The organism is Neoroseomonas lacus (assembly GCF_014644535.1).
In the GTDB taxonomy this organism is placed as follows: Bacteria; Pseudomonadota; Alphaproteobacteria; order Acetobacterales; family Acetobacteraceae; genus Neoroseomonas; species Neoroseomonas lacus.
The window spans coordinates 77,578-92,645 of sequence record NZ_BMKW01000007.1 but is presented as its reverse complement, the minus strand read 5'-3'; the positions used below and the strand labels follow the sequence as shown (position 1 = coordinate 92,645).

Sequence of the window (15,068 nt, the reverse complement as noted above, 5' to 3'; positions counted from 1 at the left end):
TTCCGCCCCCGGAGAGTATCGCGCAACTGGCGCAGAGCCCCTCCGTCTTCACCCATGATCGACCCCCGCGCCAACCCCGACCTGGTCGGCCATGACGAGGCCGCCCGCACCCTGCGCGACGCCGCCCGCTCCGGCCGCATGCACCATGCCTGGCTGATCTGCGGCGCGCCGGGCATCGGCAAGGCGACGCTCGCCTGGCGCTTCACCCGCTGGCTGCTGGCGGGCCTGCCGGACACCACGCCGCCCTTGCACCTCGACCCGGCCAGCCCGGTGTTCCGCCGCATTGCCGCCGACACCCATGCCGACTGCTTCACCCTGGAACCCAACACCGGCGATCGCGGCGTCAAACGCGTGCTGCGCGTCGACGATGCGCGCGAAGCCGTGCGATTCCTGACGCAGACCGCGGCCGAGGGCGGCTGGCGCGTCGTGGTGCTGGACGAGGCCGAGCGGGCCGACCAGCCGCAGGTGCAGAACACCCTGCTCAAGACCCTGGAGGAGCCGCCGCCGAAGACGGTGCTGCTGCTTGTCTGCTCGGCGCCGCAGAAACTACTGCCTACGATTCGCAGCCGCTGCCGGCGGCTCGACCTCAACCCGCTCGCGGGCGGCGAGATGGACATGCTGCTGGCACGGATGCTGCCGGACCTCGCCGCGGGGGAACGCGCCCGGCTGGTGGCGCTGGCGGCCGGCTCGCCGGGGCGGGCAATGGCATTGATGGAGGCGGGCGGCCTAGCCTTGCAGGATGCGGTGGAAGCGAGCCTTGCCGCGCTGGCGACCTCCGGCGAGCCGCGCAACCACGCGCTGGCGGACAAGCTGGCGATGGACCGCACGGGCGTCGCCCTCGGCATCTTCTTCGGGCTGCTGCGCGGCGCGATCGCCGCGGCCCTGCGCGAGGCCGCGCGCGGGCAGCCGGCGCCAGGCTGGATGGGGTGCCATACGCTTGCCGTCTGGGCAGGGCTGTGGGATAGGCTCGGCACTCTCGCGGATGATACCGAGCGGTTGAATCTCGACCGCAAACAGGCCGTGCTCACGGGCCTTTCCTGGCTCGCGCACCCCTGAAACGGAGCGTTTTCAGCACCGCTGGCAATGCCGGGCCGGTTGGAAGACGCGACAAGACGACAATCCGCGCTTACGGCTCCGGCGGCGACACCGGATGACCCGCGAAGCGCGACCCGATGAAGCTCCGGACCGGATTTCCATGGCCAAGCCAAGCATCTACCTCACCACGCCGATCTACTACGTCAACGACAAGCCCCATATCGGCCACGCCTATACCTCGCTGGCGACCGATGTGCTGGCGCGCTTCAAGCGGCTCGATGGGCATGAGGTCTTCTTCCTGACCGGCACCGATGAGCATGGCCAGAAGGTCGAGAAGGCGGCGAAGGATGCCGGCGAGGACCCGCAGGCCTTCACCGACCGCGTCAGCCAAGCCTTCCGCGACCTGACCGCGACGATGGGCTTCTCGAACGACGACTTCATCCGCACCACCGAACCGCGCCACAAGGATGCCTGCACGGCACTGTGGCAGGTGCTGGCCGAGCGTGGCGAGATCTACCTCGGTGACTACGAAGGCTGGTACGCCGTTCGCGATGAAGCATTCTACGGCCCGGATGAACTGACCGAACGCGACGGCGTGAAGTATGCGCCCTCCGGTGCGCCGGTGGAGTGGGTGAGGGAGCCTTCCTATTTCTTCCGCCTGTCCAAATGGCTGCCGGAACTGCTGCGTCGCTACGACCTGCCGGAAGGCAACCCGGAACGCATCGACATCCAGCCGGAAAGCCGCCGGAACGAGGTGCGCTCCTTCGTCGCCCAGGGGCTCAAGGATTTCGGCGAAGGGTCGGAAAAGCTGGATCTTTCGGTCTCCCGCACCTCCTTCACCTGGGGCGTGAAGGTGCCGGGCGACGAGAAGCATGTGATGTATGTCTGGGTCGATGCGCTGACCAACTACATCACCGCGGCGGGCTACCCGGACACCAATGCCGAACGCTGGCGCTTCTGGCCCGCCGATGTGCATTTCGTCGGCAAGGACATCGTCCGCTTCCACACCATCTACTGGCCGGCGATGCTGCTCGCGGCCGGGCTGCCGACCGCCAGGCGCGTCTTCGCTCATGGCTGGTGGACCAATGAAGGCCAGAAGATCAGCAAGTCGCTGGGCAATGTGATCGACCCGGTCTCGCTGGTGGAGGAATACGGGCTCGACCCGGTGCGCTACTTCCTGTTGCGCGAAGTGCCTTTCGGCCAGGACGGCGATTTCTCGCGCAAGTCCTTGGTGAACCGGCTGAATGGCGAGTTGGCGGATGCGCTGGGCAACCTCGCCAACCGGACCTTGTCGCTGATTCAACGGAACTGCGAAGGCAGGCTGCCCGAGGCTGGCGACGCGGTGGTGGGCCGGGAGTTCCTCGAAGGCGTGGTGGCGCTGCCCGGCCAGCTGCGCGAGCGGCTCGACCGCCAGGAATTCCACCTGGCGTTGGAGGCGGTCATGGCTTCGGTGCGGGATGCCAATGGCTACATCACGCTCGAGGCGCCATGGGCCCTGAAGAAGACCGACCCGGTGCGTATGGCGGTGGTGCTGCGCCACCTGCACACCGCGCTACGTTGCTATGCCACGCTGTTGCAGCCCTTCATGCCTGAGACGGCGGGGAAGATGCTGGACCAGCTCGGCGTGCCGGCCGAGGCACGCGACATCGCCGCGCTTGGCACCGCTCTGCCCGGTGGGATCGCCTTGCCGGCGCCTGCCCCGCTGTTCCGCAAGATCGAGTTGCCGGCCGCCTGAGATGCTGATCGATAGCCATTGCCACCTCGACTACTTCACCGAGGCCGAGATCGATCAGGTCGTCGCCCGCGCCAAGGCCGCCGGCGTCACCCGCATGGTGACGATCGGCGTGCGTATGTCCCAGGCGCCGGCGGTGAAGGCGCTGACCGAGCGCTTCACGGAGGTCTGGGGCACGGTCGGCATCCACCCGCACAATGCCGCGGAAGGGCCACTGCCCACGCCGGAGGAAATCGCCGCCGAGGCTGAGCACCCGCGCATCATCGGCATCGGCGAAAGCGGGCTAGACTACTTCTATGACAAGGCGCCGCGCGATGTTCAGGCGGAGAATTTCCGCCGCCATATCCGCGCCGCGCGCCTGGCCGGGCTGCCCCTGGCGATCCATGCGCGGCAGGCGGATGACGATATCCTGGCCATTCTGCGCGAGGAGCGCGACGCCGGCGGCTGGTTCGACTTCCTGCTGCATTGCTTCAGCAGCGGGCAGGAACTGGCGGAAAAATCAGTGGAAATGGGCGGCTATGTGTCCTTCTCCGGCATCCTGACCTTCCCGAAAAGCCAGGACATCCGCGATGTGGCGCGGGACTTGCCTGCCGATCGCCTGCTGGTTGAGACGGATTCGCCCTATCTCGCGCCCGTGCCCTTCCGGGGCAAGCGCTGCGAGCCGGGCTTCGTGGCCTATACTGCAAAGGTTTTGGCGGAAATCCGCGGCCTGGAGATGGCGGCGCTTGAGGATCTGACCAGCACGAATTTTCGGCGTTTGTTCAGGAAGATGGCGTAAGACCTTGTTGAAGGTAACAATTCTGGGGTGCGGCGGTTCCGGTGGCGTGCCGCAGATCGGTGGCGAGGATGGCGGCGGCTGGTGGGGTGCCTGCGACCCGACCAATCCGCTGAACCAGCGCACGCGCTCCTCCGTCCTGGTCGAGGGCGGGGGCGGCGGGCGCCTGCTGGTCGATACCGGCCCGGATCTGCGGACACAGCTGTTGGCCTGCCGCGTGGCCGCGGTGGATGCGGTGCTGTTCACCCATGACCACGCCGACCATGTGATGGGGCTCGATGAGGTGCGCATCCTCAACCGGATCATTGGCCGGCCGCTGGAAGCCTTTGGCACGGAACGGACGTTGTCGATCCTCAAGCAGCGTTTCGACTACGCCTTCCTGCCCTCGACCGCGCCGGTCTTCTATCGCCCGGCGGTGGAGCCGGTGCGGTTGCGGGCAGGGGACGCGGTCGCCATTGCCGGCCACCAGGTGCAGACCTTCCTGCAGGACCACGCGGTCATGGAGACGCTGGGCTTCCGGATCGGCCGCTTTGCCTATTCCACCGACCTGGTGCGATTGCCGGCGGAAAGCCTCGCCTACCTTCACGGCCTGGATACCTGGGTCGTGGGATGCTTCCAGCGGCGGCCCCACAAGGTGCATGCCAATCTGGACCAGGTACTTGAATGGGTGGAGATGCTGCGCCCACGGCGCACGATACTGACGCATATGAGTCCCGACCTCGACCATGGCTGGATGCAGGCCAACCTGCCCCCCGGGGTCGAGGCGGCGCATGACGGCATGGTCCTGACACTGGACTGACACAGGCAGGGCTTTCACGGGGGCGGGGTATGCCCCACATTCGCCTCGAAGACGGTGGGCTGATTCGGCGCCACCGGGACGAAAGGACATCACCATGATTCGGGATCGCGACCCGGTCGAAGTCTACAATAACTCTCTGGTTCCGATGGTCATCGAGCAGACGGCCCGCGGTGAGCGTGCCTTCGACATCTACTCGCGCCTGCTGAAGGAACGCATTATCTTCCTGACGGGGCCGGTGTTCGATCAGGTTTCTTCTCTGATCTGCGCCCAGTTGCTGTTCCTTGAAAGCGAGAACCCCGCCAAGGACATCGCTTTCTACATCAATTCTCCGGGCGGCGTCGTTTCTGCCGGTCTCGCCATGTACGATACAATGCAGTACATCCGCGCGCCCGTCAGCACCGTGTGCATCGGCCAGGCCGCCTCGATGGGCTCCCTGCTGCTGACCGCCGGCGCCAAAGGCAAGCGCTATGCCCTGCCGAACAGCCGGATCATGGTCCACCAGCCCTCCGGCGGTGCCCAGGGCCAGGCGACCGACATCGAGATCCAGGCGCGCGAGATCCTGAAGCTGCGGCAGCGGCTGAACGAGATCTACGTGAAGCACACCGGCCAGCCGATCGAGGCGATCGAGCACAAGCTGGAGCGCGACAGCTACATGTCGGCCGAGGAGGCCCGTGACTTCGGCCTGATCGACCATGTGGTCGAAGAACGCCCCGTTCCGGCCAGTGAAACCACGAAGGCGTGATCACGCCTATCGGACGGGCCGTGTTTCGCTTTCCCCCCGGGCTCCCGGGGGCTACATTCCTGTTGCAGTTTCCCGTACTTGCGGGGAACACGGAGACCGCATGAGCAAGTCCGGCGATTCCAAGAACACTCTCTATTGCTCGTTCTGCGGCAAGTCGCAGCATGAAGTCCGCAAGCTCATTGCGGGGCCGACCGTCTTCATCTGCGACGAATGCGTCGAACTGTGCATGGACATCATCCGCGAAGAGCACAAGACGACGCTTGTGAAGTCGCGCGATGGCGTGCCGACGCCCAAGGAGATCTGCAAGGTTCTTGATGACTATGTCATCGGCCAGGACCATGCGAAGAAGGTCCTCTCGGTCGCAGTGCACAACCACTACAAGCGGCTGGCCCATGGCGGGAAGAACCCCGACATCGAGATCGCCAAATCCAACATCATGCTCGTCGGCCCCACCGGCTCGGGCAAGACGCTGCTGGCGCAGACGCTGGCGCGCATCCTCGACGTGCCCTTCACCATGGCCGACGCCACCACCCTGACCGAGGCGGGCTATGTCGGCGAGGATGTCGAGAACATCATCCTCAAGCTGCTGCAGTCCGCCGACTACAATGTGGAACGCGCCCAGCGCGGCATCGTCTACATCGACGAAGTCGACAAGATCAGCCGCAAGTCGGACAACCCCTCGATCACCCGCGATGTGAGCGGGGAGGGCGTCCAGCAGGCGCTGCTGAAGATCATGGAAGGCACCGTCGCCTCCGTGCCGCCGCAGGGCGGGCGCAAGCATCCGCAGCAGGAATTCCTCCAGGTCGATACCTCGAACATCCTGTTCATTTGCGGTGGCGCGTTTTCCGGCCTCGAGAAGATCATCGGGGCGCGCGGCAAGGGCTCGGGCATCGGATACGGCGCCGATGTGCGGGACCCGGATGAGCGTCGCACGGGCCAGATTCTGCGCGAGGTGGAGCCCGAGGACCTGCTGAAATTCGGCCTGATCCCGGAATTCATCGGCCGTCTGCCGGTGGTCGCCACGCTGGACGACCTCGACGAGAAGGCGCTGATCGAAATCCTGACCAAGCCGAAGAACGCCCTGGTCAAGCAGTATGGCCGGCTGTTCGAGATGGAGGGAGCGAAGCTCACCTTCACGGAGGACGCGCTGAAGGCGGTCTCCGCCCGTGCCATCCAGCGCAAGACCGGCGCGCGTGGCCTACGCTCGATCATGGAGGCGATCCTGCTCACCACCATGTTCGACCTGCCAGGGCTCGAGGCGGTTGAGGAGGTGGTGGTGAACCGTGAGGTCGCGGAAGGCCGCGCCCAGCCGCTGTTCATCTATGGCGAAAGGCCGGCCGAGCAGACCTCGGCCTGAATTGTACAGGGCGTTCCAGGACGCCCTGTCAAGATCTTGAGCGGGCGCCTCAGGGGTCCAACATTCCCTGAAATGCCGTGGCGCCCCGCCCGTGCCGCCCTTGGGCGGGCCGGGCGCCGACTGTCCCTAGTGAGGTCACATGACGGATACCATCCGCGGCGAACTCCTTCCGGTGCTCCCCTTGAGGGACATCGTGGTGTTCCCGCACATGATCGTCCCCCTTTTCGTCGGCCGCGAGAAGTCGGTCCGCGCGCTCGAGGCGGTGATGAAGGACGACAAGCAGATCCTGCTCGTCGCGCAGAAGAACGCTGCCCAGGACGATCCCGGGGCGGATGACCTGTACCAGGTCGGCACCGTCTCGACGGTGCTGCAGCTGCTCAAGCTGCCCGACGGCACCGTGAAGGTGCTGGTCGAGGGCGGCCGCCGCGCACAGATCGCCGCCTTCAAGGAAACCGCGAACTACTTCGAGGCCTTCGCCGAGCCGGTCGAGGAGATCACGGCCGAACCGCGCGAGGCCGAGGCGCTGGCGCGCACGGTGGTCTCGCAGTTCGAGCAGTACATCAAGCTCAACAAGAAGATCGCCCCCGAGGTGCTGGTCTCGATCAACCAGATCGAGGAGCCGGCCAAGCTCGCGGATACGGTCGCCTCGCATCTCGGCCTCAAGATCCCCGAGAAGCAGGAGCTGCTGGAGACGCCGTCCGTGACGGCGCGGCTCGAGCGCGTCTTCGCCCATATGGAGGGCGAGATCGGCGTGCTGCAGGTGGAAAAGCGCATCCGCAACCGCGTGAAGCGGCAGATGGAGAAGACGCAGCGCGAGTACTATCTGAACGAGCAGCTCAAGGCGATCCAGAAGGAACTGGGCGAGGGCGAGGACGGCAAGGACGAGGCCGCCGAGCTCGAGGCCAAGATCAAGGCCACCAAGTTCCCCAAGGAAGCCCGTGAAAAAGCGCTGCAGGAGCTGAAGAAGCTTCGCTCCATGTCGCCGATGTCCGCCGAGGCGACGGTGGTGCGCAACTACCTCGACTGGATGCTGTCGATCCCCTGGAAGAAGCGTTCCAAGGTCCGCAATGACATCATCGAGGCCGAAAAGGTGCTCGATGCTGACCATTTCGGCCTGGAGAAGGTGAAGGAGCGGATCATCGAGTATCTGGCGGTGCAGTCACGCTCGCCGAAGATCCGCGGGCCGATCCTGTGCCTGGTGGGCCCGCCTGGCGTGGGCAAGACTTCGCTTGGCAAGTCCATCGCGCGGGCGACGGGGCGCAACTTCGTGCGCATGTCGCTTGGCGGGGTGCGGGACGAGGCCGAGGTGCGCGGCCATCGCCGGACCTATATCGGGTCCATGCCTGGGAAAGTGATCCAAGGCATGAAGAAGGCGAAGACCAGCAATCCGCTGTTCCTGCTCGACGAGATCGACAAGCTCGGTGCCGATTGGCGCGGGGACCCGTCCTCCGCGCTGTTGGAAGTGCTGGATCCGGAGCAAAACAGCACCTTCGCCGACCACTACCTGGAAGTGGACTACGACCTTTCGGACGTGATGTTCGTGACGACCGCGAACTCGCTCCGCATGCCGCAGCCGCTGCTGGACCGCATGGAGATCATCCGCATCCCCGGCTATACCGAGGATGAGAAGGTCGAAATCGCCAAGCGCCACCTGATGAAGAAGGTAAGCGAGGCGAATGGCCTGAAGGACACCGAGTGGTCGGTCTCCGACACCGCGCTGCGCGACCTCATCCGGTACTACACGCGCGAGGCCGGCGTTCGCAGCCTGGAGCGTGAGATTGCCGGGCTGGCGCGCAAGTCGGTGAAGGAGATCGTCTCCAAGCAGGCCAAGAAGGTCGTCATCACCCACAAGAACCTCGAGAAGTTCGCCGGCGTGCGGAAGTTCCGCTACGGCGAGGCCGAGGCCGAGGACATGGTCGGCGTCGTCACCGGCCTGGCCTGGACCGAGGTGGGTGGCGAGATCCTGACCATCGAGTCGGTCATGCTGCCGGGCAAGGGCAATGTGAAGACCACCGGCAAGCTTGGCGATGTGATGCAGGAATCCGTCTCGGCGGCAATGTCCTACGTCCGCTCCCGCTCGACCAGCTTCGGCCTGAAGCCGACGATGTTCGAAAAGCGAGACATCCATGTGCACGTCCCGGAAGGGGCGACGCCCAAGGATGGGCCTTCCGCGGGCATCGCCATGGCGACCTCGATGGTCTCGGTGCTGACCGGCATCCCGGTGCGGCGCGACATTGCCATGACCGGCGAGATCACGCTGCGCGGACGGGTGCTGCCGATCGGGGGGTTGAAGGAGAAGCTGTTGGCCGCGCTGCGGGCGGGCATCAAGACCGTCTTCATCCCGAAGGACAACGAGAAGGACCTCGCCGAGATCCCCGACAACGTGAAGAAGAACCTCGAGATCATCGCGGTCTCCCACGTCGACGAAGTGATCGGCAGGGCGCTGGTGAAGAAACCCGAGGCCATCACTTGGGCGGAGCCGGAGGAGACTCCGGCACCGCGCGCAGGGGAGGCTGCCGCGGTCGGGACCGTGCTGCCGCACTGACCGATTCGCCCCTGTCGTGATGACCGGAAACCCCGGCGGAGCAACGCTTCGCCGGGGTTTTGCTGTGGAAAACCCAGGCTGCCGTTGCAATGTTGTCGCATGATGCAGTGCAAATGGCGGTTTTCCGCCGCGAATCCGATGGTCTGTCGTTGACGGTGTCAAACCCGCGCTCCTAGTGTCCGCGCTGACCGGACCGGCCGACTCGCCGATCTGTCATCCGCACCATCGGAGGGGGATACCCAGTGAACAAGCAGGACCTCATCACCGCCGTCGCCGAGGCAACCGATCTGCCCAAGGCGAAGTCTGGCGATGTCGTGGACGCGGTTTTCGCCGCGATTGAAGGGGCGCTCGCGAAGAAGGGCGGCGAGGTTCGCCTCGTGGGCTTCGGCACCTTCTCGACGTCCAAGCGCAAGGCCGGCAAGGGCCGCAACCCGCGTACCGGCGAGGAGATCAAGATCCCCGCCAGCACGACCGTTCGCTTCAAGGCTGGCAAGGGCCTGAAGGACGCCGTGAACTGATTCTGCCGGATTCGGCAGCATTCTCGAGGGGCCGGTCCGCAAGGGCCGGCCTTTCGTGTTCCTGGCGCCTCCCGCGCCTGGAGAGACGCCCCGCCTCGGCATGATTCCACCCGAACGGAATCTGCTCTATGGAGGGCCACGCGAGGGCGCTTAGCTCAGCTGGTAGAGCGCCTGCTTTACACGCAGGATGTCGGCGGTTCGAACCCGTCAGCGCCCATTCACCGCGGCCGTTGCAAAGCGGCATGGTGCCCGCCGCTGATGATTCTCACACGAAGCGACGCCCCGTCGGCTGCCGGCGTGGCGCTGGTGTATCCGGCGATGGCGCGCACCCACCGCCCGGCCACCCCGCTGGATGAGATTGCCACCCGCTCCCGCACACGCCAGCGGACGGTCAGAACCACCATCTCCGCGCCGCGGGGGTGGCATCTTCGTCCTCATGCGGAATCACTGTCGTAGCCCGCTTGACTAGCCCCGCTCCGGGCCGTATTCCCCCGCACCTGCCGCGGAGAAGCGGGTGTAGCTCAGTTGGTTAGAGCGCCGGCCTGTCACGCCGGAGGTCGCGGGTTCGAGCCCCGTCACTCGCGCCACGCGCAGGAGCGAATAAAGCGGCGCCCGGGACAACCCGGGCGCCGCTTTCGTTATCACCCCCATGCTAAACGCCTCGTAACGCAAATCCTTGAAAACAAGGCGCCACCGACTATGGCGAAGCGCGAGAAGGGCGGGTAATGTCCGCCCGCGCTGCGCTGCGGTATGGCTGGCGCGGCACAATCCATGTTCCCGCATGGCGGGCAGGGGAGAGCAAGGTTCCGATGACCCAGCCGCTGCTGGCCGAATATTTCCCGATCCTCGTCTTTCTCGGGATCGCGGGCGGCGTCGCCATCGCGATGGTGGGCGGTGCCTTCCTCGCGGCACGGCAGAAGCCCTATGCGGAGAAACTGTCCACCTACGAATGCGGCTTCGCGCCCTTCGAGGATACGCGGCACCGATTCGATGTGCGCTTCTACTTGGTCGCCATCCTCTTCATCATCTTCGACCTGGAAGTGGCTTTCCTGTTCCCCTGGGCGATCGCGCTGGGCGGGATCGGCTGGCTCGGCTTCGGTTCGATGATGGGCTTCCTCTTCGTGCTGACGGTGGGCTTCCTCTACGAATGGCGCAAAGGCGCCCTGGACTGGGAGTGAGCGCCCGATGAGCAATACCAATGAGATCGCCTGGAACAGCCAGGCCCTGGCTCCCGGCGCGGCGCAGGACGCCGTGATCAACGCCGTGACTGAGGAGATGACGGAGAAGGGCTTCGTCGTCGCCAATGTCGACAAGGTGGTGAACTGGGCGCGCACCGGCTCGCTCTGGCCGATGACCTTCGGCCTGGCCTGCTGCGCGGTGCCGATGATCCACGCCTACATGGCGCGCTACGACCTCGACCGATTCGGCGTCATCCCGCGCGGCTCGCCGCGCCAGTCGGACGTGATGATCGTCGCTGGCACGCTGACCAACAAGATGGCCCCGGCGCTGCGCAAGGTCTACGACCAGATGTCGGAACCGCGCTGGGTCATCTCGATGGGGTCCTGCGCCAATGGCGGCGGGTACTACCACTATTCCTACAGCGTGGTGCGCGGCTGCGACCGCATCGTGCCCGTGGACATCTACGTGCCCGGCTGCCCGCCGACGGCCGAGGCGTTGGTCTACGGCATCCTGCAGCTGCAGAAGAAGATCCGGCGGACGGGGACCATCCTGCGTGGCTGAGAACGAGACGACGGCCGTCGAGGCCGTGCCCGAGAACCCGCTGCGCGTGCTCGGCGCGGCGATCGCCCAGGCTGCCGGGACGGCGGTGACCGGCTTCACGCTGGAACGCTTCGGTGCGGAACTGGTGGTGCAGGCGCAGCGTGATCAGCTGATCACGCTGATGACGCTGCTGCGCAACGAGCCGGCCTTTGGCTTCGAGCAATGCATGGACATCTGCGCCGTCGACTGGCCCGAGAAGGCCGAGCGATTCGAAGTCGTCTACAACCTGCTCAGCCTCGCGCATAACCACCGCGTCCGCGTTGTCGTCACGACCGATGCGGCGACGCCGGTGCCGTCGGTCGTGGATCTCTGGCCGAGCGTTACCTGGTTCGAGCGCGAGGTGTGGGACATGCATGGCGTGGTCTTCGCCGGCCAGCCCGATCTGCGCCGCATCCTCACCGATTACGGCTTTGACGGGCATCCGCTGCGCAAGGACTTCCCGCTGACCGGCTTCGTCGAATTGCGCTACGACGAGGAGCTGAAGCGCGTCGCCTATGGCCCCGTGCAACTGACCCAGGAATTCCGCGACTTCGACTATATGAGCCCATGGGAAGCAATGACCTCGCTGCCGGGCGACGAGAAGGTCCATCTGAACCGCCTGGAGGGCCCGGCATGAGCGCGCAGCCCCTGCCCGCGATCGGCGAGGCGCCGGTCGAGACAGTCACCCGCACCATCGAGGGCGACAGCCACACGATCAACTTCGGCCCACAGCATCCGGCCGCGCATGGCGTGCTGCGCCTGGTGCTGGAAATGAAGGGCGAGGTCGTCGAACGTGCCGACCCGCATGTCGGCCTGCTGCATCGCGGCACCGAGAAGCTGATCGAGCACAAGACCTACATCCAGGCGCTGCCGTATTTCGACCGCCTCGACTACGTCGCGCCGATGAGCATGGAGCATTCCTTCGCCATCGCGACGGAGCGCCTGCTCGGCATCGAGGTGCCGGAACGCGCGCAGTATATCCGCGTGCTGTTCGCCGAAGTGTCGCGGCTGCTGAACCACCTGCTGAACATCACCACCTACGTGATGGATTGCGGCGCCATCACGCCGGCACTGTGGGGCTTCGAGCAGCGCGAGACGTTGCTGGAATTCTACGAGCAGGTCTCCGGCAGCCACTACCACGCGAACTACTTCCGTCCCGGCGGCGTGGCGAAGGACCTGCCGGCGGGTCTGGAGGAGAAGATCGGCGACTGGGCCGACAAGTTCCCGGCCTTCATCGCCGACATGGAACGCCTGGTCACCAACAACCGCATCTTCAAGCAGCGCACTGTCGATATCGGCGTGATGACGGCCGAGCAGGCGATCGAGTGGGGCTTCTCCGGCCCCTGCCTGCGCGCCTCGGGCTGCGCGTGGGACCTGCGCAAGGCGCAGCCCTATGACGTGTATGACCGCATGGAGTTCGACGTGCCGGTCGGCACGCGCGGCGATTGCTACGACCGTTATCTCGTGCGCGTGCTCGAGATGAAGGAGAGCCTGAAGATCATTCATCAGTGCCTGGCGCAGATGAAGCCGGGGCCGATCAAGATCCAGGACCACAAGATCACGCCGCCATCGCGCAAGGATATGAAGCGCTCGATGGAATCGCTGATCCATCACTTCAAGCTCTACACCGAGGGCTATCACGTCCCGGCGGGCGCGACCTATACGGTCACCGAGGCGCCGAAAGGTGAGTTCGGCGTCTATCTCGTGGCAGACGGGACGAACAAGCCGTATCGCTGCAAGATCCGCTCGCCGGGTTATGCGCATCTCCAGGCGATGGAGGTGCTTTCCAAGGGTCACATGCTGGCCGACGCCGTGGCGATCATCGGTTCGCTCGACGTGGTGTTCGGGGAGATCGACCGGTGAGCACTGAGCATCATCATGCGGATTCGGGCGCACATACGCACGACGAGCCGACCTCCTTCGCCTTCGACGCGGAGAGCGAGGCGAAGATCGCGGCCATCATCAAGCGCTACCCGGAAGGCAAGCAGGCCTCCGCGGTGATCCCCGCGCTCTATGTGGCGCAAAAGCAGATGGGCCGACTCACGGGCAGCGCCTGGGTGCCGCGCGTGGCGATGGATGTGATCGCCGAGCGCCTCGGCATGGCGCCGATCCGCGTCTACGAGGTCGCGACCTTCTATTTCATGTTCAACACCAAACCGATCGGCCATTTCCACCTGCAGGTCTGCGGCACGACGCCCTGTTGGCTGCGCGGATCGGACGAGGTGCTGCGCGCCTGCAAGGATGCCGGCGGCCTCAAGGGCTACGGCGACACCAGCGCCGACGGCAACTTCACGCTGACCGAGATGGAATGCATGGGCGCCTGCGTGAACGCGCCGATGGTCGCCGTCGATGACGACTACTACGAAGACCTCGACTACGAGAGCACGGTGAAGCTGATCGAGGCGCTGAAGCGCGGTGAGCGACCGACCCCGGGCAGCGTCATTGGCCGGCAGACCAGCGCGCCGGTCGGCGGCCCCATGGTGCTGACCGGTACGGAGAGCGAGTGACATGGCCCTTTCCGACAAGGACCGCATCTTCCAGAACCTCTACGGGCTGCACCCCTGGAACCTCGACGCGGCGCGCAAGCGTGGCAATTGGGACGGCACGGCGGCGATCCTCGCCCGCGGTCGGGATTCGATCATCGACGAGATGAAGTCCTCCGGCCTGCGTGGCCGCGGCGGCGCCGGTTTCCCGACCGGTATGAAGTGGTCCTTCATGCCGAAGCAGTCCGACGGGCGTCCGTCCTATCTCGTGGTGAATGCCGACGAATCCGAGCCCGGCACCTGCAAGGACCGCGATATCATCCGCCACGATCCGCACACGCTGATCGAGGGCTGCCTGATTGCCGGCTTCGCGATGGGCGCGGTTGCCGGCTACATCTACATCCGCGGCGAGTACTACAACGAGAGTGTCGTGCTCGAAGCCGCGATCGCCGAGGCCTATGAGGCCGGGCTGCTCGGCAAGAATGCCTGCGGGTCGGGCTATGACTACGACCTCTACGTGCATCGCGGGGCAGGGGCCTATATCTGCGGCGAAGAGACCGCGTTGATCGAAAGCCTCGAAGGCAAGAAGGGCATGCCGCGGCTGAAGCCGCCATTCCCCGCCGCCGTCGGCCTCTATGGCTGCCCGACCACGGTGAACAACGTCGAGACCATCGCTGTGGTGCCCGAGATCATGCGCCGTGGCGGCGCCTGGTTCGCCTCCTTCGGGCGCGAGCGGAACCAGGGCACCAAGATCTTCTGCATCCAGGGTCATGTGAACAAGCCGTGCAACGTGGAAGCCGAGATGGGCATCCCGATGCGCGAACTGATCGAACGCTATGCCGGCGGCGTGCGCGGCGGGTGGGACAACCTGCTCTGTGTCATCCCTGGTGGGTCCTCGACGCCGCTGCTGCCGAAGTCTGTCTGCGACGACGTGCTGATGGATTTCGACGCGCTGCGCGAACACAAGTCGGGCCTCGGCACGGCAGGCGTGATCGTGATGGACAAGTCCACCGACATCATCAAGGCGATCGCGCGCCTCTCGGCCTTCTACAAGCATGAGAGTTGCGGCCAGTGCACGCCCTGCCGCGAAGGCATGGGCTGGGTGAAGCGCATGATGGACCGCATGGTCACCGGCGATGCGGAGATCGAGGAAATCGACGTCCTCGAGAACGTCACGCGACGCATCGAAGGGCATACGATATGTGCCCTCGCCGATGGCGGCGTCTGGCCGGTGCAGGGTCTGATCCGGCACTACCGGCCGCTGATGGAAGAACGCATCGCGGCGTACAAGGCGCGCAACACGCGTCTGGCGGCGGAGTAAGCC

Annotated in this window: 14 protein-coding genes and 2 tRNA genes; all 16 read left to right on the top strand. The window is 65.5% G+C overall.

Translation table 11 applies throughout. The features are described 5' to 3' along the window. The first annotated feature begins 54 nt into the window (after nucleotides 1-54). The 16 genes from IEY36_RS14755 to nuoF all read left to right on the top strand — a co-directional run bounded on the left by IEY36_RS14755 (nucleotide 55) and on the right by nuoF (nucleotide 15,065). A complete protein-coding gene (locus tag IEY36_RS14755) occupies nucleotides 55-1,056 on the top strand; it encodes a DNA polymerase III subunit delta' (protein ID WP_188967923.1) in 1,002 nt (333 codons plus the stop codon). Nucleotides 1,057-1,195: 139 nt separating this feature from the next. Next, the gene (gene metG, locus IEY36_RS14750; RefSeq protein ID WP_188967921.1) at nucleotides 1,196-2,770 is read left to right on the top strand and encodes a methionine--tRNA ligase; all 1,575 of its coding nucleotides are present in this window, start codon (nucleotides 1,196-1,198) and stop codon (nucleotides 2,768-2,770) included. 1 nt (nucleotide 2,771) lies between these two features. Further along, entirely contained in the window at nucleotides 2,772-3,545 is a 774-nt protein-coding gene (locus IEY36_RS14745; protein WP_188967920.1) for a TatD family hydrolase, read from the top strand. Nucleotides 3,546-3,552: 7 nt separating this feature from the next. Further along, nucleotides 3,553-4,341 carry an MBL fold metallo-hydrolase gene (locus tag IEY36_RS14740; RefSeq protein WP_188968379.1) on the top strand — a complete coding sequence of 263 codons (789 nt, stop codon included), beginning with the start codon at nucleotides 3,553-3,555 and terminating at the stop codon, nucleotides 4,339-4,341. 94 nt (nucleotides 4,342-4,435) lie between these two features. Then, nucleotides 4,436-5,083: an ATP-dependent Clp endopeptidase proteolytic subunit ClpP gene (gene clpP, locus IEY36_RS14735; protein ID WP_229681327.1), complete on the top strand. Its 648-nt coding sequence runs from the start codon at nucleotides 4,436-4,438 to the stop codon at nucleotides 5,081-5,083. A 100-nt stretch (nucleotides 5,084-5,183) separates the two neighbouring features. After that, nucleotides 5,184-6,440, top strand: a complete 1,257-nt coding sequence (clpX, locus tag IEY36_RS14730; RefSeq protein WP_188967918.1) for an ATP-dependent Clp protease ATP-binding subunit ClpX — start codon at nucleotides 5,184-5,186, stop codon at nucleotides 6,438-6,440. A gap of 139 nt (nucleotides 6,441-6,579) precedes the next feature. After that, the gene (gene lon / locus IEY36_RS14725) at nucleotides 6,580-8,985 is read left to right on the top strand and encodes an endopeptidase La (protein ID WP_188967916.1); all 2,406 of its coding nucleotides are present in this window, start codon (nucleotides 6,580-6,582) and stop codon (nucleotides 8,983-8,985) included. 242 nt (nucleotides 8,986-9,227) lie between these two features. Next, on the top strand, nucleotides 9,228-9,503 hold the full coding sequence (locus tag IEY36_RS14720) for an HU family DNA-binding protein (protein WP_188967914.1): 276 nt from the start codon (nucleotides 9,228-9,230) through the stop codon (nucleotides 9,501-9,503). A gap of 144 nt (nucleotides 9,504-9,647) precedes the next feature. Next, a tRNA-Val gene (locus IEY36_RS14715) sits at nucleotides 9,648-9,720 on the top strand. A 293-nt stretch (nucleotides 9,721-10,013) separates the two neighbouring features. Then, nucleotides 10,014-10,090: transfer RNA gene (locus IEY36_RS14710), tRNA-Asp, on the top strand. 222 nt (nucleotides 10,091-10,312) lie between these two features. Then, nucleotides 10,313-10,681 carry an NADH-quinone oxidoreductase subunit A gene (locus IEY36_RS14705; RefSeq protein WP_188967912.1) on the top strand — a complete coding sequence of 123 codons (369 nt, stop codon included), beginning with the start codon at nucleotides 10,313-10,315 and terminating at the stop codon, nucleotides 10,679-10,681. Between the two features lie 7 nt (nucleotides 10,682-10,688). After that, nucleotides 10,689-11,243: a NuoB/complex I 20 kDa subunit family protein gene (locus IEY36_RS14700; RefSeq protein WP_188967910.1), complete on the top strand. Its 555-nt coding sequence runs from the start codon at nucleotides 10,689-10,691 to the stop codon at nucleotides 11,241-11,243. Beyond that, nucleotides 11,236-11,898: an NADH-quinone oxidoreductase subunit C gene (locus tag IEY36_RS14695; RefSeq protein ID WP_373290326.1), complete on the top strand. Its 663-nt coding sequence runs from the start codon at nucleotides 11,236-11,238 to the stop codon at nucleotides 11,896-11,898. Before IEY36_RS14700 ends, IEY36_RS14695 begins: the two co-directional genes overlap by 8 nt. After that, nucleotides 11,895-13,124, top strand: coding sequence for an NADH-quinone oxidoreductase subunit D (locus tag IEY36_RS14690; protein WP_188967908.1), 1,230 nt, complete (start codon nucleotides 11,895-11,897; stop codon nucleotides 13,122-13,124). The genes IEY36_RS14695 and IEY36_RS14690 overlap by 4 nt, the downstream gene beginning before the upstream one ends. Then, nucleotides 13,121-13,768, top strand: a complete 648-nt coding sequence (locus IEY36_RS14685; RefSeq protein WP_188967906.1) for a complex I 24 kDa subunit family protein — start codon at nucleotides 13,121-13,123, stop codon at nucleotides 13,766-13,768. Before IEY36_RS14690 ends, IEY36_RS14685 begins: the two co-directional genes overlap by 4 nt. Before the next feature lies 1 nt (nucleotide 13,769). Then, nucleotides 13,770-15,065, top strand: a complete 1,296-nt coding sequence (nuoF, locus tag IEY36_RS14680) for an NADH-quinone oxidoreductase subunit NuoF (RefSeq protein ID WP_188967904.1) — start codon at nucleotides 13,770-13,772, stop codon at nucleotides 15,063-15,065. The last annotated feature ends 3 nt before the right edge of the window (nucleotides 15,066-15,068 follow it).